The sequence below is a fragment of the Vibrio sp. FE10 genome, from assembly GCF_030297155.1.
GTDB classification, from domain to species: Bacteria; Pseudomonadota; Gammaproteobacteria; order Enterobacterales; family Vibrionaceae; genus Vibrio; species Vibrio apostichopi.
Window position 1 is genome coordinate 966,952 of record NZ_AP028067.1, and the last position, 22,402, is coordinate 989,353.

Annotated in this window: 16 protein-coding genes; 13 read left to right on the plus strand and 3 right to left on the minus strand. The window is 45.3% G+C overall.

The features are described 5' to 3' along the window. Positions 1-95: 95 nt before the first annotated feature. Entirely contained in the window at positions 96-1,403 is a 1,308-nt protein-coding gene (gene fadI / locus QUF19_RS04440) for an acetyl-CoA C-acyltransferase FadI (RefSeq protein ID WP_286296565.1), read from the plus strand. Next, complete coding sequence (fadJ, locus tag QUF19_RS04445; protein WP_286296568.1) at positions 1,403-3,649, plus strand: fatty acid oxidation complex subunit alpha FadJ; 2,247 nt, start codon at positions 1,403-1,405, stop codon at positions 3,647-3,649. Before fadI ends, fadJ begins: the two co-directional genes overlap by 1 nt. 401 nt (positions 3,650-4,050) lie before the next feature. On the opposite strand, the gene QUF19_RS04450 is transcribed toward fadJ, so the two are convergent. After that, positions 4,051-6,828 (minus strand): insulinase family protein, encoded by a 2,778-nt coding sequence (locus QUF19_RS04450; protein WP_286296570.1) that lies wholly within the window; start codon positions 6,826-6,828, stop codon positions 4,051-4,053. 315 nt (positions 6,829-7,143) lie between these two features. Between QUF19_RS04450 and sixA the strand changes: the two genes are divergently transcribed. Beyond that, positions 7,144-7,608, plus strand: coding sequence for a phosphohistidine phosphatase SixA (sixA, locus tag QUF19_RS04455; RefSeq protein ID WP_017073606.1), 465 nt, complete (start codon positions 7,144-7,146; stop codon positions 7,606-7,608). Between the two features lie 135 nt (positions 7,609-7,743). Here the strand turns inward: sixA and smrB are convergent, their stop codons facing one another. Then, the gene (smrB, locus tag QUF19_RS04460) at positions 7,744-8,274 is read right to left on the minus strand and encodes an endonuclease SmrB (protein ID WP_076671161.1); all 531 of its coding nucleotides are present in this window, start codon (positions 8,272-8,274) and stop codon (positions 7,744-7,746) included. Positions 8,275-8,337: 63 nt separating this feature from the next. Here smrB and prmB point away from each other — a divergent pair, with 63 nt between their 5' ends. From prmB to hflX, 10 genes are all read left to right on the plus strand, one after another. Then, positions 8,338-9,270, plus strand: a complete 933-nt coding sequence (prmB, locus tag QUF19_RS04465) for a 50S ribosomal protein L3 N(5)-glutamine methyltransferase (RefSeq protein WP_017104863.1) — start codon at positions 8,338-8,340, stop codon at positions 9,268-9,270. 261 nt (positions 9,271-9,531) lie between these two features. Further along, positions 9,532-10,173, plus strand: a complete 642-nt coding sequence (locus QUF19_RS04470; RefSeq protein ID WP_065104880.1) for a LysE family translocator — start codon at positions 9,532-9,534, stop codon at positions 10,171-10,173. 519 nt (positions 10,174-10,692) lie between these two features. Beyond that, complete coding sequence (locus tag QUF19_RS04475) at positions 10,693-12,150, plus strand: protein adenylyltransferase SelO (protein ID WP_286296584.1); 1,458 nt, start codon at positions 10,693-10,695, stop codon at positions 12,148-12,150. Between the two features lie 157 nt (positions 12,151-12,307). Continuing rightward, a complete protein-coding gene (locus tag QUF19_RS04480; RefSeq protein ID WP_017110102.1) occupies positions 12,308-13,036 on the plus strand; it encodes a response regulator in 729 nt (242 codons plus the stop codon). Between the two features lie 71 nt (positions 13,037-13,107). Continuing rightward, positions 13,108-14,553, plus strand: coding sequence for an ATP-binding protein (locus tag QUF19_RS04485; RefSeq protein WP_017110101.1), 1,446 nt, complete (start codon positions 13,108-13,110; stop codon positions 14,551-14,553). Positions 14,554-14,663: 110 nt separating this feature from the next. Continuing rightward, positions 14,664-15,911, plus strand: a complete 1,248-nt coding sequence (locus QUF19_RS04490; protein ID WP_054548180.1) for an ABC transporter substrate-binding protein — start codon at positions 14,664-14,666, stop codon at positions 15,909-15,911. Positions 15,912-16,055: 144 nt separating this feature from the next. Further along, positions 16,056-16,994 carry a carbohydrate ABC transporter permease gene (locus QUF19_RS04495; RefSeq protein ID WP_086970583.1) on the plus strand — a complete coding sequence of 313 codons (939 nt, stop codon included), beginning with the start codon at positions 16,056-16,058 and terminating at the stop codon, positions 16,992-16,994. Then, positions 16,991-17,848 (plus strand): carbohydrate ABC transporter permease, encoded by an 858-nt coding sequence (locus tag QUF19_RS04500; protein ID WP_004736059.1) that lies wholly within the window; start codon positions 16,991-16,993, stop codon positions 17,846-17,848. Before QUF19_RS04495 ends, QUF19_RS04500 begins: the two co-directional genes overlap by 4 nt. Positions 17,849-17,854: 6 nt before the next feature. Further along, positions 17,855-18,967 (plus strand): ABC transporter ATP-binding protein, encoded by a 1,113-nt coding sequence (locus tag QUF19_RS04505; RefSeq protein ID WP_065113367.1) that lies wholly within the window; start codon positions 17,855-17,857, stop codon positions 18,965-18,967. Positions 18,968-19,246: 279 nt separating this feature from the next. Then, on the plus strand, positions 19,247-20,614 hold the full coding sequence (gene hflX, locus QUF19_RS04510; protein WP_171311960.1) for a GTPase HflX: 1,368 nt from the start codon (positions 19,247-19,249) through the stop codon (positions 20,612-20,614). A gap of 108 nt (positions 20,615-20,722) precedes the next feature. On the opposite strand, the gene pfaD is transcribed toward hflX, so the two are convergent. Then, positions 20,723-22,360, minus strand: coding sequence for an eicosapentaenoate synthase subunit PfaD (gene pfaD / locus QUF19_RS04515; protein WP_286296604.1), 1,638 nt, complete (start codon positions 22,358-22,360; stop codon positions 20,723-20,725). Positions 22,361-22,402 lie beyond the last annotated feature (42 nt).

Here is a 22,402-nt window from a genome sequence, read left to right on the forward strand (position 1 = left end):
ATACTCGTATCACGTTTATTTAAACGCTCGTTTGATTTAATTAACAACTTCTTTACAATGCTTCAGGTCAGACCTCTTAACTTTAAGGAGAAACCATGGGCAAACAGGAAGTCAAAACGCGTTCTGGAGAACGTGTTGCCGTTGTCGCTGGACTACGAACCCCATTCGCTCGTCAGAGTACAGAATTTAGCCAAGTGCCTGCGGTTGACCTAGGCAAAATGGTCGTGAGTGAAATGCTTGCGCGAACAGATATCGATCCTGCGCTTATTGAACAAGTCGTGTTCGGTCAAGTAGTACAGATGCCAGAAGCGCCAAACATTGCACGTGAAATTGTGCTTGGTACTGGTATGGATATTAATACCGACGCGTACAGCGTGACACGAGCTTGTGCAACGAGCTTTCAAGCCGCTGTTAACGTGGCCGAGAGTATTATGGCTGGCACGATTGATGTTGGTATTGCTGGTGGGGCGGATTCTTCTTCTGTATTGCCAATCGGTGTTTCGAAAAAGTTAGCGGCAAACTTATTAGCGCTCAGCAAAACCAAGACAATGGGTCAAAAGCTTAAGATTCTTAAAACGCTTTCCGTTAAAGATCTTATGCCAGTACCGCCTGCTGTTGCTGAATACTCGACCGGTTTATCAATGGGTCAAACCGCTGAGCAGATGGCGAAAACTCATGGTATTACCCGTCAAGAACAAGACGCACTTGCTCACCGTTCTCACTCTTTGGCTTCTCAAGCTTGGAAAGAGGGCAAGATCCAAGGCGAAGTGATGACAGCCTTCCCAGCGCCTTATAAAAAGTATTTAGCAGAAGACAACAACATTCGTCATGACTCGACGGTTGAAGGCTACGCTAAATTACGCCCTGCATTCGACAGACAATACGGCAGTGTAACGGCAGCCAATGCCACGCCTCTTACCGATGGCGGTGCCGCGGTGATGTTGATGCGCGAAGGCAAAGCGAAAGAGCTAGGCTTAGAAGTGCTTGGTTACATTCGTGGTTACGCGTTCTCAGCGATTGGTGTTGAAACGGATATGTTGATGGGCCCGACTTACGCGACCTCTCAAGTTTTGAAGAACACCGGTCTAGAATTATCAGATCTAACACTTATCGAGATGCATGAAGCGTTTGCAGCGCAAGTTCTGGCTAACGTCAAAATGTTTGCGAGCGATGAGTTTGCTCAGAAGAATCTTGGCCGTGACAAAGCGATCGGTGAGATTGATATGGAGAAGTTCAACGTTCTGGGTAGCTCAATTGCTTACGGACACCCGTTTGCAGCGACTGGCGCACGAATGATGACTCAAACACTGCGTGAACTTAAACGCCGTGGTGGTGGCTTAGCATTGAACACAGCTTGTGCGGCTGGTGGATTAGGTGCAGCAATGATCTTGGAGGTGGAATAATGTCTACGACTCTTGATGTGAAAAAAGAAAAGAAAGCAGTCAAAAAAACGGATTCAACGCCAGTGGCTGCATCCAAAAGTGACAAGGCAGTTATAAACGATGAAGTCGTAAAACAGGCGACTGCGTTTTCTTTAACTATCGATGACCAAGATATTGCATGGCTTGCGATCGATGTGCCAAATGAAAAAATGAACACGCTACAAGCGGCATTTGCGGAAGAAATGAAAGCAATCTTCGAGCAGCTGAAAGAAAAGCAAAGCCGAGTTAAGGGCTTAATCGTTCATTCATTGAAGCCAGATAACTTCATTGCTGGTGCTGATGTTCGAATGCTGGATGCTTGTAAGACGGCTGATGAAGCACAGTCTCTGGCGCGTCAGGGACAAGAGATGTTCCAAGCGCTTTCTGATTTGCCTTATCCTGTTGTCGCAGCGATTCATGGCCCATGTTTAGGTGGTGGCCTAGAGCTCGCACTATCGTGTGATTACCGTGTGTGCACTGATTCAGACAAGACTCGCCTTGGCTTGCCAGAAGTGCAGCTCGGTCTGTTACCGGGATCTGGTGGTACGCAACGTCTTCCTCGTCTTATCGGTTTATTACCATCTCTTGACCTTATTCTTACGGGTAAGCAGCTGCGCGCTAAAAAAGCGAAATCACTCGGCGTTGTAGATGCTTGTGTGCCAGAAACTATCTTACTTGAAGTGGCTAAGAGCTTTGTTGAAAAGAACTCAGGCGGTAAAAAAGGCAAACGTCTTGCGTCTAAAAGCCAAGCTTCGACCAAAGAAAAACTGATTTCACGCACGGGTCTGGGTCGCAAGGTGATTTTTGAACAAGCTTCAAAGAAGACCAACCAGAAAACACGCGGTAATTATCCAGCCGCTGATGCGATTCTTGATGTGATTCGTTATGGCTTAGAGAACGGCTTTGATAAAGGTCTTCAATATGAAGCTAAGCGTTTCTCTGAGCTGGTGATGACAGCAGAATCTAAAGCTTTGCGTTCGATCTTCTTTGCCACGACTGAAATGAAAAAAGAGCACGGCGCAGACGCAGAACCCAAAGCGGTTAAGCGTGTTGGCGTGCTCGGCGGCGGTCTAATGGGCGCAGGTATCAGCCATGTGAGTGTTGCTAAAGCGAAAGTACCGGTTCGTATTAAAGATGTATCTAACGAAGGCGTATTGAACGCGCTTAACTACAACTACAAGTTGTTCGATAAGCAGCGTAAACGTCGTATTTTGAGCCGTTCTGGTCTTGAAAGTAAGATGCTTCAGCTTTCTGGTGGCATCGACTTTACCAGTTTCAACCACACCGATGTGGTGATTGAAGCGGTATTTGAAGATCTTGATCTTAAGCAGTCAATGGTTGCGGACATTGAAGCCAATGCCAAGCCTAGTACTATCTTTGCGACCAATACTTCTTCATTGCCAATCCATAAGATTGCAGAGAAGGCGCAACGACCAGAAAACGTGGTCGGTCTTCACTACTTCAGCCCAGCAGAAAAAATGCCACTGGTTGAAGTTATTCCTCATGAAACAACGTCAGAAGAAACTATTTCGACGGTTGTTGCATTAGCGAAGAAGCAAGGTAAAACCCCGATTGTTGTTAAAGACACGGCTGGCTTCTACGTGAACCGAATTCTTGCTCCATACATGAATGAAGCGGCGCATCTGTTACTGGCAAATGAGCCGATTGAAAAGCTCGACAGCACGTTATTGGACTTCGGTTTCCCGGTTGGTCCAATTACTTTGCTAGACGAGGTGGGTGTTGATATCGGTGCGAAGATCATCCCGATTCTGGTTAATGAATTGGGCGAACGTTTCCAAGGCCCTGATGTGTTCGACATTCTGTTGAATGACAACCGTAAAGGCCGTAAGAGTGGCAAAGGTTTCTACACTTACAAAGGTAAGAAGAAGGAAGTCGATAAGTCAGTTTACAAGCTGCTTAAGCTGCAACCTGAACCTAAGCTAAGCGATAACGACATCGCGATGCGTTGTGTGTTACCGATGCTTAACGAAGCGGTTCGTTGTCTCGATGACGGTATTATCCGTAGCCCGAGAGATGGCGATATCGGTGCTATTTTCGGTATCGGTTTCCCGCCATTCCTAGGTGGTCCGTTCCGTTATATGGATCAAGTGGGTATTAAGTCACTGGTAGAGATGATGAACGACTTCGCTAAGAAGTACGGTGATCGTTTCGCGCCGTGTGATGGCCTACTGACACGTGCTGGATTGGATGAGTCTTTCTACAAGTAATTCTCTCTAGAAGTAACTTTCTAGCACATTGATTATGAAGCCCGTATCAAGAAATTGATGCGGGCTTTTTTGTTTTAAGGGAGCACCGAAAGGAATCAGATTCCCGACTCGGTCGTTCCTCCCTCTCGGGAATGACAGGGGAGAGCGATGTGTTCTGTCAGGTAGTGTTGGTCGGTGTGGGAGATTCTCGATTCAGTTGTTCCTCTTTCTGAGAAGGACGATAGAGAGATAAAAAGTAAGCTATTGCGTTGATCAGAATGGTGGTCAAACACATCTCAATCAAAATTACCGTCATCTCCTAAAGCGACTAAGGAGCGTAATAGGAGATCTGCTTTTATGCTGAGCCCAATAAAAAAGGTTGATGTTTCCACATCAACCTTCTGTTTTTTTATTTAGAACTACTAACCAAGCTCGCAGTCTTTTGGTCGCAATTGAAACTCATCAATAGAGCCAATTTCCACTCCTGCTGATAGCTTCTCTTCTTCGTTATGAGCGTTACCTTGAGCATGCATAATCAATCGATTTGCAGTGCGCGGTTTAAGTTGGCTGACGACGAAACGCATCATGTCGGAGCGAGTCAGACCTTTGAGCTCTTCTAACACACGATCTCTCTGATTGAATTCCAAATCCTTATTGCCTATCGCAACCCATAAGCGCTGAGCGCGACCTCGCAAGGTGGTATCTGGCGTCGAAATCTGATTCCAAAGGCCGCGTTTACTGCTGTGCCATTGGTAGTCATTAAGCTCCAACAACACCATGTAAAAGGCATTGAGGAACTCATCTATAGAGGCCAACAAGTCTGCCGGAGCTGCATTCGGCGATTGCACGTACAACACAATACCAGGGTGGCGGTTGAGTGGCATATTACCCGTGCCTACCATGTAACCTAGCTGCTGCTTGGTTCGGATCTCATGAAAGAAAGTGGCCGACATCAAATGGTTAGCCAATGAATACAACGCAATGTTTTTAGGCGAAATATCAGGGCATTGGTAATAAACCACGATGGCTGAGTCATCTTGGTTACACACCACTTCACGTTGGAAACTGCCGTTTTCCCCCAACATGATTAACGGGCGCAGTGATTCTTCGTAAGCTTGGTCTTGAACACGCAGGGCATCTTTTAGCGTTTCAGCCATTTTGTGTGCATCGGCTTTTTTCCAATCGCCATACACAAACATCTCTACGTGCAGTTCCGCCAAGATAGCTTGAACAAAAGAAGATAGCTCATCGACCTCTATCGTTTCTAGTGCTTCAATTAACACAGAATAGGGCGGATTATTTGGCTGTAAGATTCCTGTCATTGCATTAAACAGCTGCGAAATAGGGCGGTCTTGCGACGCATTATTCCAGTTTCTTAGCAATTGATGCTTAATCGTTTCGAAGCGTGTTGGACTAAAGTCTCGTGCTTGAAAGCGTTCAAGGATCATATTGAGCAACTGTGGCTGCTTCTCGCTGAATCCAGAAAGCGTGAGCGTTACGCCGCCTTGATGGGTGTACATGTTGTAGCCCATACCAGCAATTTCAGCCTGATAAGTATCCTTTTCAAGCGAATCTAAGAACATCTCTACACACAAGCGTGTTTTGACGATGTTTCTAGGGCTAGCTACCGAATGCGGGCTATCGATGGCGATGTAAACCACACCTTTAGGCACTCGAAATTGATGATCTTGTAGGTGCCACAATTTAAAGCCGTCTAACTCTTCGAGCAACTGTGGAAACTCTGTTTGCTCTTCAAGCTCGGCAGGGTCTAAGTCATAACAAATAAATGGGTTTCTATCGGGTAATTCAAACTGCCAACCGGGGTTGATGCAAGTAAAGCACTGTTGTTGTTCGTTGCTAAACGGTGTGACGGAGTAGGGCGTAAAGTACCACTTCGCTTCCCGGTCGTATTCGAAACCTTGTGCGACGATGGTCGCTCGCATGTTGTCGACGGTTAAGTAAGGAAGCAGAGAGCGTTGTAATTCGTCATCGAAATGCGACATTTTGTAGTCGCCATACACCACATCCTGCTCTTGATAGTGCTGCATGTTGATCACGAGATGGCTAACGACATCAAGTGGTCTTGCTGGCTCTTGAAAGCGGAACGCAGATTCTAAAACCGCACGCTTTTCTAAGTAGCGCCACTCTTCAATACCTTGTTGTTCAATGAGTTTTATGTACTGAAATACGGCTTGAATGATGTTATCTGTTTTGGTCAAACCTTCGATGGTCAATGAGCAACTGACCGTGAAATCGCGATAGTTACTGCCACTTGCGCCACCACCGGCCGAGAGAGAGGTAATCCAGCCCTTTTCCTTCAGTTGCATCATCAGGCTGCCGTCACCCTCATAACCTAATAGGTGAGCAAAGAACGACAGTGGCTTAATACCATAGTGTTCATCCATGCTTGGCATTGGGAAGGTTAAAATTAGCTTTCGTACTTCTTTTATTGGATCTACGTGTACTTGTACGCCAGTGCTTAACTCGCCAACAATTGGAACCGCAACCTTCTTGCCTTGTAGGTTATGGTTGGTAATAGAACTGAAGCGCTCCTCAACCCAATTCTGCATATCATCAAGTGACTGGTTTCCAGATAACGTCAGTGTCATCAGATCGGCTGAATATTGTTGCTGGTGGAACGATAAGATCTCTTGGCGAATCGTCTCACCGTCTCTATCTCCCAACGTATCGATATTACCGACTGAAAACTTCGAGAATGGATGGTTGTGATTCACCAGTTCTTTGGTAACTTGGTACAAGCGTCGTGAATCGTCGTTGAGTTTCATTTTGTATTCTGAGTCAACGGCTTGGCGTTCTTTATCGAGAGCTTCTTCATTGAATAAAGGGGCGGTGAAAAATTGGCTAAAACGATCAAGTGCGGTTTCAAACGCATTTAATTCGACGTCAAAGAAGAAGCAGGTGTGTTCAGTTCCGGTCCAAGCGTTGTTACTACCACCGTGTTGGCTGATAAAACTTTGAAACTCTCCGACCTTTGGATACTTTTCAGTTCCCAAAAATAGCATATGCTCTAAGTAGTGAGCTAAACCCTCTCTGTCAGAAGGGTCATCGAAATGGCCAACATTGACGGCTAACGCAGCTGCTGCTTTTTGAGCATTTTGGTCCTGAACTAACAGTACGCGTAACCCGTTATTTAAGGTTATGTAACGGTATTGATGTTCATCGTTTGGGCTTAAGTGCAAAGGAGCATCTCCAGAGAAGGTGGTTTTTAAATTATGTACCCGATGATTCGGGGTGCAAACCTTGAGATCATATTTTGGGATATGAAGAGCTATTTGGCGATTTCTAAATCACTTTTATCGATTTTTATCGATTTTTATCAGTGATTTATTTTCTTTTAATAAGATTGTTAAGAAAGTCGAACTCTTTAGCAAGTGACTTGATATAATTATTTATATTGACTGAGGTTTCTCTAGGTTGAGAGCCAAACCTAAGTAGCGTATCGCTGATATATGGGATATATCGACGTTCGGCATGTTACATAGACAGGATTGAACATGAAAATATTCATTATGCGCCATGGTGAAGCAGAACATTTTGCGAACTCGGATGCAGAACGAGCGTTAACTAAGCGCGGAAAAATGGCTTCTCTTGCGGTGGCTCAAGCTGCAAATGAGCAAGGATTCAGCCAGTTCGATAAAGTGCTAGTTAGCCCATATTTAAGGGCACAAGAAACATGGTTGGAAATCTCTCAGGCGTTTTCTGGGAAGAAAGTCGAAACCTGTGATGATATAACGCCATATGGGATGTCTGACGATGTGTTTGATTTGACCTTAGCAATGGCTGAAGTAGAAAAACTAGAGACCATTTTATTTGTTTCTCATTTACCTCTAGTGGGTTATTTAACAGCGGAATTTGCAACGGGCATGGCACCGCCTATGTTCCCAACGTCAGGTCTAGCCTGTATTGAATTCGACCTTGAGACACAAAAAGGCGAGTTGCTTTGGAACATTAATCCGTAGCGATAGACAGCTTTTAAAGATAAATAAAAGGGCACCTCATGGTTATTGAGATGCCCTTTGTTGTTTCTAACGGACTATTTTTATCTAACGATAAGTTGTTGGGCTTACTTTTTAGAATAAACAACAAGTCGATGGCTATTTATCGGGGATAGACAGTAAAACCAGTAGCGCACCATGACCGCCAAACTCTAACGGTGCTTGGTGAAAGGCCATTACGTCTGGGTGCTGTGCTAACCACAGTGGCACTTTCTGCTTCAAGATGTGCTTGCCGATACCATGCTGAACACAGGCACATGCCACGCTTTCTTTAATACAGTGTGCAATCATAGCTCCAAGCTCACGTTTGGCTTCTTGCTGCGTCATACCATGCATATCGAGATACACGTCGGGTACATAAACCCCACGACGTAGGCGTTTCACTTCGTATTTAGAGACATCATCGCGCGCATAACGTGTTGGTCCTTCCTCACTAAGGTGCGGAATGAACTCGTCAGAGAAATAAAACTCGCTATCACTGGCTTGTCTGGCCGTTCGAGTAATTTCTTTTTGCTTGGTATTTCTTTTTGGCTGCTGGACTATGGTATCCTGTTGCAACTTTTTAACGCCCTTTACTGCATCGTTGAATAAGGCGAAATCGTCATCAAAGTCGGTGTCTTTTTTGCTCATCAGGTTATGAATTCTAAATTAGAAACGTAATTAGCAGTATTGTAGCGCTTTTCGGAGACAATTTTGGATAAGATTTTTGTAGAAGAAGCGGTATCAGAACTACACACGCTTCAAGATGTGATTCGTTGGACTGTTAGCCGCTTTAACGCAGCGGGCCTATTTTATGGTCACGGCACTGATAACGCGTGGGATGAGGCGGTACAACTTATTTTACCTACTCTGTATCTACCGATTGATGTTCCTCCGCATGTTTTGAACTCTCGTCTAACAAGCAGTGAGCGTCTACGTATTGTTGAGCGCGTGATCAAGCGTATCAATGATCGCACCCCAACAGCTTACCTGACCAACAAAGCTTGGTTCTGTGGTCTTGAGTTCTTTGTTGATGAGCGCGTTCTTGTGCCTCGTTCTCCAATTGGTGAGCTGATTGAAGCTCAATTCCAACCTTGGTTAACTGAAGAACCTGTTCGTATCATGGATATGTGTACGGGTAGTGGCTGTATTGCAATTGCATGTGCTCATGCTTTCCCTGATGCAGAAGTGGATGCGATTGATATCTCTACTGACGCACTGCAAGTTGCAGAGCAGAACGTTCAAGATCACGGCATGGAGCAACAAGTGTTCCCAATCCGTTCAGATCTTTTCCGTGATTTGCCAAAAGAAAAATACAACCTGATCGTATCGAACCCACCTTACGTGGACGAAGAAGATATGAACAGCCTGCCAGATGAGTTCACACACGAACCAGAACTTGGCCTAGCTGCAGGTACAGACGGACTGAAATTGGTTCGCCGTATCTTAGCAAACGCACCAGACTACCTAACTGATGATGGTATTCTGATCTGTGAAGTTGGCAACTCAATGGTTCATATGATGGATCAGTACCCAGAGCTTCCATTCACTTGGATTGAATTCTCAAACGGTGGTCACGGTGTATTCATGATCACTCGCGAGCAGCTAGTGGCTTGCGCAGACGAGTTCTCTATCTACAAAGACTAGGTTACTGTTCGTTGTTAGCTTAGGGATTTAGCTTAGAGATTAAGCTTGAAACTTAAGGTTAGAACCTTGTAAGACGCTCTATTTGAAACGTTTGAATTTAAACGCCATGCAGTGATGCATGGCGTTTTTTATTGCCGAAATTTAAGAGATAAGTAATCAGCACAGAGTGAACGTAGTCAATATTTAGTTGCTTAATATGAATAGCTATTACATATTGGTGCTTAATGTTTAGTCGTTTTAGTGAGTTAAGGAGAATTCGCGATGAGCTTTGATACATGGATTTATTATTTGTTGGCGGTGTTGATTTTAACAGCCTCGCCAGGGCCAAGTTCTTTGTTGTGCATGACTAAGGGTGTGCAATCTGGCTTTAAGTTATCGATATTTACCGCCTTGGGTAGCGTGACTGCCATTACCGGAATCCTAACGTTATCGTTTACCGGTTTAGGGGTGATTATTGCTTCATCAGAAGTGGTGTTTAATATCATTAAGTGGACGGGTGCTGCTTACCTTATTTATCTCGGTTGGAAGTCGCTACGGTCGAGTCAGCAAGATTATGACAAGCTATCGAATCAACAAGCAGGCTCTCAACCTGTTAAAGAAAGCGCTGCGCAGCATTATGTGAGTGGCTTTATTGTTGGCGCGAGTAATCCTAAAGCTATCCTGTTTTTTACCGCACTTTTCCCTCAGTTTATTGACCCATCGATAGCGCTATTTCCTCAATTTGTGGTGTTCGCTTTGACCTTCGTTGTCATGGAGTTGTCTTGGTTATTGGTCTATGCCTACCTAGGTGCAAAATCATCAACTTGGCTGTTTGCCAAGGGGCGAGCTAAGGTATTTAACCGCGTTACAGGGGGCGTGTTTATTGGTGCAGGAGCGCTACTTTCAACGACAAGCCGAGCATAACTTTTCGATTTATCAAAGGGCTGAATAGTTACAGAAAATTCTTAATGCTGTCATAAAAGGTTAATATTAATATGCTTGCTGCTTTTAGCGAAAAGCCGATATATTGTAGTTACACCATCACGTTCTCAAGGAGAGACATATGCAGCATCAAGAAATGATTCAACACAGTAATTTTGGCGTTATCAGCCGTACTTGGCTTTTCTCTACCCTGTCTCTAGTGGGTATTCTTGCTCTAATGTAGTCAGCTTTATGGCTCTATATTTTTAGTTTTTATTATGAACACACTTGTTAAAAAGTTTTCAAAGTTAGAACTCTTCTTCTCTTAAATGTGGCTCTTCTCATCAGGCTAGCCACTTAACCTTTTCTTAGCTGTACCTTTCTCTCAGTAACCTTTTTCTTTGAATAATCTCTTTGTCTGATTAACCTCTTTATCTGAAAAGACTTACTGCATAACCTGATCTGAAGTTGTTATCAAACTGTGATAATCTTAAGTTATCTTTTATCTACAGTGTATCTCTCATGTCTGTCTGGGATTCTATTTCATTTAACAATCGATTTACTGCATTACCTCGACTGTTCTATACCCCAATTCAACCTACACCGCTCAGCAATGTCCAATGGCTCGCATGGAACCATAACCTTGCGAATGAACTCGGCTTTCCGTTATTTGAAGATGCCTCAGAGGAATTGCTTGAGACACTGTCGGGCAATGTTGAACCTGAGCAATTCTCACCCGTAGCAATGAAATACGCAGGCCATCAGTTTGGCTCTTATAACCCTGATTTAGGTGATGGAAGAGGGCTGTTATTGGCTCAAGTTGTCGCAAAAAGTGGTGAAACGTTTGACTTACACCTTAAAGGTGCTGGTAAAACGCCATATTCTCGTATGGGCGATGGACGCGCTGTTATTCGATCAACCGTTCGTGAGTACTTATGTAGCGAAGCGATGGCAGGGCTCAATATCCCAACCACTCGCGCGTTGGCGATGATGACCAGCGACACACCGGTATATCGAGAGAAGCAAGAGTGGGGCGCATTGTTGGTGCGTGCTGCTGAGTCACACATCCGTTTCGGTCACTTTGAGCATCTGTTTTATACCAATCAGTTGGCTGAGCATAAGTTGCTAGCTGATAAAGTCATTGAGTGGCATTTCCCTGAGTGTCTCGATGAAGAAAAGCCCTACGCTGCAATGTTTAATCAGATTGTTGATCGCACTGCGGAAATGGTCGCGCTGTGGCAAGCGAATGGTTTTGCTCACGGAGTTATGAACACCGATAACATGTCGATCATCGGCCAAACCTTCGATTACGGCCCGTTCGCCTTTTTTGATGAATATGACCCGAGATTGATCTGTAATCATTCGGATTACCAAGGTCGTTACGCTTTCAATCAACAGCCTAGAATTGGATTGTGGAACCTATCTGCACTGGCTCATTCGCTTTCGCCGCTGGTGGATAAAGCCGATTTAGAGGCTGCGTTAGAGCAGTACGAGCCGCAAATGAATGGTTATTTCAGCCAGTTGATGCGTTGTAAGTTGGGGCTGCTTTCGAAACACGAAGGCGACAGTCGCTTGTTTGAATCGTTGTTCGAACTGATGTCGCAAAACAAAGTCGATTACCCAAGATTCTTTAGAACGCTGTCGAACCTAGATACATTGCCGCCGCAAGACGTGATTGATTTAGTTATCGACCGCGAAGCCGCGAAGCTATGGGTGGATAACTATTTGCAACGCTGTGAATTGGAAGAGAGTTCAGTGGCAGAGCGCTGTGAAAAAATGAGACAGGTAAACCCTAAATATATTCTTAGAAACTACCTTGCTCAGCTTGCAATAGATAAAGCCGAGCGTGGCGATAGCAGTGATATTGATGCGTTAATGGTGGTGTTGGCAGACCCTTATGCGGAACATCCTGACTACGAACACCTTGCCGCCTTGCCGCCTGAGTGGGGCAAAGCCATGGAAATCAGCTGCTCCTCTTAACCTTCTATGATTCTTTGAGTCGCTAAGTACAGATAGAGGTCACTAAGATGTGATCTTTATCTGTTTGTTCGTCTAACTTTACAAACATGTCAATAATCAAATAATCGGCCAGCCTATACACTATGTGAATAAGTTGTAAATTTAATAGGTTTGGGCGATGCCAACAAATACTCGAATTCTCGTGGTGGATGATGATCAAGAAATCCGCGAGCTGCTGGAAGAGTACCTCACAAAATCTGGTTTCGATGTTTCCTCCGTTGGAGACGGTATCGAACTCGATACCCACCTGCAAAATCAAGGTTATCCTGATCTAATTCTTCTTGATGTGATGCTACCCGGTGACGACGGTTTTACCTTGTGTCAGCGCGTCCGTAAGCAGTCGAATGTGCCTATCATTATGCTGACAGCAGTATCGGATGAAACCGACCAGATCATCGGTTTAGAAATTGGTGCTGATGATTACATTGCCAAGCCGTTTAGCCCTCGTCAGTTAATGGCTCGTATCAAAGCGTTGTTACGACGTGTTCAAGTGGTGGATGACAAGCCAAGTGATGCATTGCCAAAGCAGATCATTTTTGGTGATTGGACGCTCGATACTCTCGCGCATCGAATCTCGCACAATGAAAACTCAGAAGAGATGGACTTGTCGGGCAGTGACTTTTCTTTGTTAATGCTGTTCTTAACTCGCCCTAACGAAGTTCTTGACCGTGACACCATCTCTTTCGCGACCAGAGGCCGTGAAGCGCTGCCTTTTGAACGTGGCATTGATGTTCAGCTTAGCCGCCTGAGAAGCCGATTGGGCGACAGCGGTAAATACCCTCATTACATCAAAACTATGCGCGGCAACGGTTATATTCTTGCGGTGCCTGTTCAGTATGAACACTAAGCATGACCTGCTGTTAATCAAGTAATCTAATAAAGTATTTCCAATGAAGTATTCCGTATGAAGTATCTCGTATGAACTGGTTGAGTCGGTTAAAGCCAAACTCCTTGGTCGCAAGAACCTTGTTGTTAACCTTGCTAGCGGTCGTGATTGCTCAGGGTATCGCAACGTCTATTTGGTATAGCGAATCCAAACACAAAGAATTAGAGGGGATTCGTTCTGCCTCTTCGAGCATGGCAAACATGTTTGCCTCAACGGTGACTTTCTTCCAATCTCTACCCGTTAAATATCGCCATATCGTGCTGGATCAGATCCGCAACATGGGCGGTACGCGCTTCTTCGTTTCTTTCAATAAAGAGGCTTTGATCGTTGAACCGATTCCCGATACCCGCTTAAAAACCGCCTCAATTGAAGCCATAGAAAGCGTCTTGAGTAGCAAGCTCAATAAAGTCGAATCAGTTCGGGTAGATTTTTCACGCCCTGAACACCTTCGTTTGCTTAAAAATGACATCTACTTAAGTGATCTCCCACGATCGTGGGCGCATCACACGCTAACGTTAGAACCTCTTAATCCGCCAATTCTGGTTGTTCAAATAGAATTAACCAGTCATGAATGGGTGTACATTGCCGCGTTGTTACCAGCGCCATATGTGAAACTCGACGATACGATTCTTGGCAGAGAACAGGTGATCTTCTTAGTTTCTTCAACGCTCATTCTACTGGTGCTGACTTACTTGATGATTCGTCGCCAAGTTAGACCTCTTAAAAAGCTGGCAAGAGCGGCTAATGAAATGAGCATGGATATTCAGCAGCCTCAATTGAAAGAAGAGGGGGCAACTGAACTGGTCACCGCAACCCGAGCCTTTAATCGCATGCAACAGCGCATCCGTCGTTATGTTGCTGACCGAGAGCATTTGTTCTCTGCGATCTCTCATGACTTGAAGACACCGATCACACGTCTTAGGTTACGAGCTGAGTTGTTGGAAAGTGAAGTCAAGAAAGACAAATTCAACAAAGATCTTGATGAGCTTGAGATGATGGTGAAGGGCGCATTACAAGCAGTAAGAGACACCGACCTTCATGAGAACAATGCCATTATCGATCTCAACGAGATGATGCTCTCTGTGATTGAACTGCACAACCAATACCAAACTCAGGTCGAGTTTGAACCTGCTGTGATTGAGCCTTTGGTTGCCAAACCGCTAGCTATTAAACGCGTGCTTACTAACCTTATCGACAATGCTGTGAAATATGGACAATCCGCCGAGGTAGATATCAGCAGTGATTCAGTGTGGGTCATTGTGACGATTCAGGATCACGGCAAAGGTATCCCTGAAGACAAGTTAGAGTTGGTTTTCGAACCCTACTTTAGGCTTGCAACCGACGACCAAGGACACGGTTTAGGGCTCGGGATCTGTCGAAACATTCTGCATGGACATGGCGGAGATCTCATTATTCGCAACTCCTCTCAAGGTGGCCTAGAAGCCAAAGTCTATATACCAAGAGGCTTAGAAGTGTAATGTAACAATTGTGTTACATAAGTCTTACCTTTTGTTTCAATCCTAAAAATCAAAATAAGTAGACTCTTTATTGAACCGGACGTCGAGTCCGCTAAACATGGAAGATTATAATGAAAATCAATAAAACCCTACTTACTCTATCTCTTCTTGCTGCCTCAACATTTTCTCAAGCTGGTGAAGTGGAAGTGCTTCACTGGTGGACTGCCGGTGGCGAAGCGAAATCCGCTGCGGTATTGAAAGAGATGATTGAAGAACAAGGCCATACGTGGAAAGACTTTGCAGTGGCTGGTGGTGGCGGTGAAAGTGCGATGACCGTTTTAAAAACGCGAGCAGTATCAGGCAACCCACCATCTGCAGCGCAGATCAAAGGTCATGATATTCAGGAGTGGGGTGGTTTAGGTTTTCTAACGTCTCTCGATGCAACTGCGAAACAAGAACAGTGGGATGAACTATTACCAGAAGTAGTGACTAAAGTGATGAAGTGGGATGGCGAATATGTGGCAGTTCCTGTCAATGTTCACCGTGTTAACTGGCTTTGGGCTAACCCTGTTGTTTTAGAAAAGTCAGGCGTTACGGTTCCAACTACATTAGATGAGTTCTTTGTTGCTGCCGACAAGATTAAAGCGGCTGGCTTTATTCCATTGGCTCATGGTGGGCAACCTTGGCAAGACGCGACGGTATTCGAAGCCGTGGCTCTCGACGTACTAGGCAGTGAAGATTACAACAAAGCGTTCGTAGAACTTGATATGGACGTGTTATCTGGCGACAAAATGGTGGAAGTGTTCACCAAGTTCAAAAAGATGCGTGACTACATCGACAGTAACTCTCCAGGTCGTGATTGGAACGTCGCAACGTCAATGGTTATCAATGGCGAAGCAGCGATGCAGATCATGGGTGACTGGGCGAAAGGTGAATTTACGGCGGCAGGCAAAGTGCCGGGTAAAGATTACATCTGTGCACCAGCTCCGGGCACTGACGGCCAATTTACCTTCAATATCGATAGCTTTGCGTTCTTTGAGTTAAGCGACAAAGAGAACCAAAAAGCGCAGCAAGATCTAGCGAAAACCATTCTTACCAAAGATTTCCAAGAAGTCTTCAACCTTAACAAGGGTTCTATCCCTGTACGTCTAGATATGGATATGTCTAAGTTCGACCAATGTGCGTTGGATTCAATGGCAACCTTCAAAGCGAGTGCTGAATCTGGCGATCTTGTTCCGAGTATGGCTCACGGCCTAGCGACGACAAGCTACGCTCAAGGTGCTATCTATGACGTAGTGACTAACTTCTTCAATGAGAAAGATGCCGATCCAAAACAAGCGGCAGCTAAGTTAGCAAAAGCAGTGAAAGCGGCTATCTAATCTAACTTGGTCTAACACCAAACCCCCAGGGTGGGTAGGCTCGTAGGGAGCCTATCTACTCTTCATTCCCAATTCTGATATGCGTGATGCTGATGTGGTGCCGAAAGGTAAGCCATCGGCTCGATTGTGCAACAAGGATAAGTTATGGAGCATGTTTTGACTGAGTCGACTCCAAAATCCACAAGGAGCCAGCCTGCGCCAAAACCGAGTTTTGCTGACAGGTTGCAACATTGGTTACCTAAAATTGTATTGGCGCCCACCGCGTTAGTGACCGTGGTGTGTATCTACGGCTATATATTTTGGACGGCAGCGCTGTCGTTCACCAACTCTCGATTTCTGCCGAGCTTTAACTTCGTTGGTTTAACCCAATATGAAAAGCTGATGGATAACGATCGCTGGATCACCTCAATCACCAACCTCGGTGTGTTTGGTTTTCTATTTATGGCGATTGCTATCTTGCTAGGTGTTGGTTTAGCGGTATTGCTTGACCAGAATATCCGTCAAGAAGGCGCGATTCGTACTATCTATTTATACCCAATGGCGTTGTCGTTCATCGTGACGGGTACCGCTTGGAAATGGATTCTTAATCCAGGTCTTGGCATTGAAAAGCTGATGCAAGACTGGGGCTTTACTGACTTCAAATTTGATTGGCTAGTCGACTCCGAAATGTCGGTGTATACCTTGGTTATCGCGGCACTTTGGCAGTCTTCTGGATTCGTGATGGCGATGTTCTTAGCAGGTCTGCGTGGCATCGATTCTTCAATCATCAAAGCGGCTCAAATCGATGGGGCAAGCTTACCCACTATCTATCTCAAAATCATTTTACCTTGCTTGCGCCCTGTGGTTTTCAGTGCAGTGATCATCACCTCACACATTGCGATTAAGAGCTTTGATCTTGTGACCGCAATGACGGCAGGTGGCCCGGGTTATTCATCGGATCTTCCTGCGCTATTCATGTACGCACACTCCTTTACTCGTGGGCAAATCGGCCTTGGTGCTGCCAGTGCCATGATGATGCTTGCCGGTATCTTAGCGATTCTTGTGCCTTATCTTTACTCTGAACTTAGGGAGAAAAAGTCATGATGAATAACATCAATTTTGCTCGAATCTTTATTTATTCAGCACTGCTTTTCTTCTGCTTGGTGTATTTAATGCCACTGTTCGTAATGGCGCTCACTTCATTTAAAACTCTGCCAGACATCAAGGCGGGTAATTTAATGAGCTTGCCTAAAGAGTGGGTGTTCGATGCTTGGTATAAAGCGTGGGATACCGCCTGTACGGGCGTGAAATGTGAAGGCATCAAAGGCTATTTCTGGAACTCGTTCCAAATGGTTATTCCTGCGGTTGCGATTTCAACATTGTTGGGTGCATTCAATGGCTATGTCGTGACGAAATGGCAATTCAGAGGTTCAAACTTGTTCTTTAGCTTGTTGTTATTCGGCTGCTTCATCCCATTCCAAGTGGTGTTGTTACCAATGGCGACCATGCTCGGCAAGATGGGTTTAGCGAATACAACCATCGGTTTGGTGATTGTGCACGTTATCTACGGCATGGCATTTACCACTCTGTTTTTCCGTAACTTCTACATCTCGATTCCCGATGAACTGATCAAAGCGGCTAAGTTGGATGGTGCTGGCTTCTTTACGATTTTCTTCAAGATTTTATTACCGATCTCAACGCCAATCATCATGGTGACGGTGATCTGGCAGTTCACCGCGATTTGGAATGACTTCTTGTTCGGAGTGGTCTACTCCGGCTCAGATACTCAGCCGATTACCGTGGCATTAAACAACCTAGTCAACACCAGCACTGGCGTTAAAGAATATAACGTCGACATGGCTGCCGCGATCATCGCCGCACTGCCAACGTTGTTGGTGTATGTCTTCGCAGGAAAATATTTTGTTCGTGGCCTAACGGCAGGATCAGTAAAAGGATAATTACCCATGGCAACATTAGATTTAAAACAGATCCGTAAAACCTATCGCAACGCGGACAACGAAACGTTAAAGGGCATCGACATCAGTATCGATTCGGGGGAATTTTTGATACTTGTCGGCCCTTCGGGGTGTGGAAAATCCACCCTAATGAACACCATAGCTGGGCTAGAAAATATTAGCTCGGGTGAAATCGTGATTGATGGTGTAGATGTAGCGCAGGTTGAACCTAAAGATCGCGACATTGCGATGGTATTCCAGTCGTACGCGCTTTACCCAAACATGACGGTACGCGGCAATATCGCTTTCGGTTTGAAGATTCGCAAGATGCCGCAACAAGAGATTGATGCTGAGGTTAATCGAGTGGCAGAAATGCTGCAAATCGAACAGTTACTGGATCGTAAACCGTCGCAACTTTCTGGAGGCCAGCGTCAACGTGTCGCGATGGGCCGTGCTTTGGCTCGTCGTCCGAAGCTTTATCTATTTGATGAGCCGCTTTCTAACTTGGATGCCAAGCTGCGTGTTGAGATGCGCCATCAGATTAAACGTCTGCACCAAAAGCTGAATACTACGATTGTTTATGTAACCCATGATCAAATTGAAGCAATGACACTCGCTGACCGTATAGCAGTAATGAAAGATGGTGAACTGCAGCAGTTAGGCACACCACAAGAGATCTACACCAAGCCAAATAATATGTTCGTGGCGGGCTTTATGGGGTCACCATCCATGAACTTCATTAAGACCATGGTGGATTTGGATGAGGAACAGAATCCGATCATCAAAGTAACTGGCACGGCGGAGCAAGAACACCACATTCGATTGCCACAGAGTATGCGTGACCAAGATGGCAAGGAATTGGTCATTGGATTGCGTCCTGAGCATATTACCGAGCAAGAAGGTGATGATGTGTCGGCAACCACAAAGCTAGATCTGCAATTAGAAGTGTTGGAGCCAACAGGGCCAGATACGATTGCGATGGTTAAAGTGAACGATCAAGAAGTCGCGTGTCGTTTATCGCCAGAATTTGAAGTGTCCGTTGGACAAATGGCACCGCTTCATTTTGACTTATCGAAAGCTGTATTCTTCGATGCTCAAACCGAAGCGAGAATCGACTTCTAACTTCTAGTTGCTGAGTTAGTTTAACAATCAAAGTTCATGTCTAAATCAAAGGCAGTATCACCAACTAGTAATAAGTAATGTGATGCTGTCTTTTTCGTTGTCTATACTTGCTTTTTATTCCTTATAAAAACAGAGGGATAAAGGATATATATGCTTCTACAGCAATAATATCGTGATTTAGTCTCCCTTAGCTCTATAAAGCTGACGTAGAAACGCGTAGGATCACAATACTTTGGATCAAATACTAGGTTGCACTTTGGTGCATAAACAGAATAAAACATGAAACTAACAGCAAAACCAGCGGCGAATAACGCTTTACTTATTTCTATTACGACACCTGATTTTAAAGGTGACGAAGCAAAAGAGTCTCTTGCCGAACTTGCTCGCTTAGTGTCAACCCTAGGGTTTAAAGTCGTCGGTACTCAATCGCAGCACCATAACTCATCTCAAAGACAGAATGTGTTGGGTGCAGGTAAGCTTGCCGAAATTGCACACCTAACCGGTTACCAAGGCTCTATTGAAGAAGCTGAAGATGAAGATTTTATTGATGAGTCGTTTGATTTTAGTTCTGAAATCGATGAGCTAGATTTTGATGATCTTCCAACGGGAAACTTCCAATACGGTGCCGCTGATGTTGTGGTATTTGACTGTGATTTAAGTCCATCTCAAATGCGTACTGTTGAGGCGAGTTTGGGTGTGGAAGTATTTGACCGCACTGGAATAATCATCGAAATTTTCAGCCGTCACGCTCGTACTCGTACTGCTCGTCTGCAAGTTGATATCGCTCGTCTAAACTACTTAGTGCCACGACTTCGTGAAACGGCTGAGGGTGATAAAGAGCGTCAAATGGGTCAGGGCGCAGGTGAAACTTCATTAGAGCTAGACCGTCGTAATGTACGTGACCAAATTGCTGCGCTTAAGCGTGAGCTAGTAAGCGTACAAGATGAAATGAAGACCCGACGCACAAGGCGTGCGGAGCTTTTCACTGTTGCTTTAGTTGGCTACACCAATGCCGGTAAGTCTTCGATGATGCGTGCAATGACCGCAACCGAAGTGGTCGGTGAAGATAAACTATTCGCAACCCTAGATACTACGGTTCGTGCACTTCAGCCGATTACTCAGCCGCGTATCTTGGTTTCAGATACCGTTGGTTTCATCAAGAAACTGCCACACGATCTGGTTGCTTCATTCCACTCAACGCTAGCAGAAGCGCACGATGCTTCATTGTTACTTTATGTGGTTGATGCTTCAGACGTTTCATTCCGAGCTCAGCTTGATGTGGTACACGACGTATTAGCACAAGTGGGCGTTGAAGGTAGCGAAAAACTATTAGTGCTGAACAAGTGCGATAGACTGAGTGAAGAAGATCAGTTAGCGCTGATTGAAGAATTCCCAGACGCGATGCTAACGTCGACTCGTGATCCGTTAGATATCACGAAACTGCATAAATACATCGTTGGTGTTGCAGAAGAAGGCATGATCGAAGAAGAGATCACCATCCCTTATTCTGGACAAGGCATCATCGGTGAGATTCGCTCAAACATGAGTGTGGTTAAAGAAGAGTACGATTACGAGTGTATTAAGTTGACCGTTCGCTCTAGTGAAATTGACTTAGCACGTTTGAAAAAGCGTATGCAGAACTCTTAATCGTCTATCTAATTTAGATAAGAACGTCCAAAGAAAAAGCGACCTAAGTGGTCGCTTTTTTTATTGGTTGAGCTTAGCAAATCTAAGTTTAGCTAAGTCATGAGTTAATTACGCCATTCTTTGAGTTGGCTTCCAACGTGCTAGTTCTGGGTCAAGCTTGATACCTTGCGAAGTCAGCAGGTTAACACGTGCTAAGTAAGCCGCACCGTGCATCAGGTGCTTAGCAAGATCAACGGCATTACGCTGCTGGTAATCATCTAGATAGCTGTCTTTTGCCCATGCGTTGAATGCGCCAAGTGCAGGGCCAGCCCATACTTGGTAATCCATTTCACGACCTTGTTCACCTGTGTTTGACCAACGACTAGAAAGCCCCAAGTACCAACGGAAGATCAACGCCATCTTACGCTTCGGGTTGCCTTCAGCACGTTCGATCTGTTTAGGATCTCGCTCGTTAAAGTGCGCCACAGTACCCGCCCAAATGTCATCCAGTGTTGAACGGAATACCTGCTTCTCAAGCTTCAGGCGTTCTTCTACTGGAATTGCTTCAATCGAGTCGTAACGTGTGTATAGCTCATACAGTTTGTTGGCACGCATTGGGAATAAAGTGCCGCGTTTAACCACTTGCAGTTTCACACCCATTTCGAACATGTCTGCCGCCGGGGCCATTGTCACGTCAGCCATTTCGGTTGTCGAAAGCAGCTTACGTGTGTGTTCGCTCGCGCCAGACTCGACACACGCTTGGTTGATTGAACCGGTAACAATGTAAGCAGCGCCCATGTTAAACGTCGCTAGAGCAGCGTCAGGCGTACCTACGCCGCCGCCACAACCGACACGTAGCGGAGTTTTGAATTGGTACTGAGCTTGGATTTGCTCTTTCAGTGCAAGAATCGTTGGTAACAGTGTGACAAGTGGGCGGTTATCGGTGTGACCACCAGAATCGGCTTCTGCGGTAATGTCATCAGCCATAGGAACCAGCTGTGCCAGTTCCATCTGTTCTGCTGTGATTCGGCCTTCTTCAACCAAAGCTTGCAGCATTTTCACAGGAGCAGGCTGCATGAACTTACTTGCAACTTCAGTACGGCTTACCTTAGCAATAACCTTGTTGCCAATCTGAATCTCACCTTGTGCATCACGGCTAAGGCCAGCGGCACGGTAGTGAACGATTTGCGGTGTTAAACCTAAGAATGCTGAAGCCTCAACGGTTTTTACTTTGTGCTTCAAAAACAGTTCAACACTGCCGCGTTCTAGAGCGGGTTCGCTTGGGCTGTGAATCAGGTTAAATGCGTAAGGACCGTTTGGCAGTGCTGCTTGAATACGGTTGATCGCTTGTTCAACGCGAGACGGGATTAAGCCCGCTGCGCCAAATGAACAAAGAATGCCGGCTTGACCAAGCGCAATCACCAACTCTTCAGATGAGATGCCGTTTGCCATTGCGCCCGCGTAGTAAGCGTATTTCACGCCGTGGCAGCGACGAAAATCTTCGTCGCCTAAGCTTTGTGTACCAAGAGCCGGAGCAAATGCGCTAACCGGTTGGCTGTTCGCCGAGCTTGCTGAATCGCCTGATGCAATCTCAGCTTGTTGGCTTACGCCTAAGCCTTTTTCTGGGTGGTTCACTACGTAACAAGCAAGGCTTAAATCTTTCAAGATTGTCGACATTGCTGCGTTATCGAAATGGGTAGTGCTCCCTTCAATCTGCCAAGGCCACGGAGATAGCTTTTCGTTATTAATTGTAGTTTGAGTTGTCATAATTAATTCTTTCCTAGTTCTCTGTCTCTGTCACTAATGGCG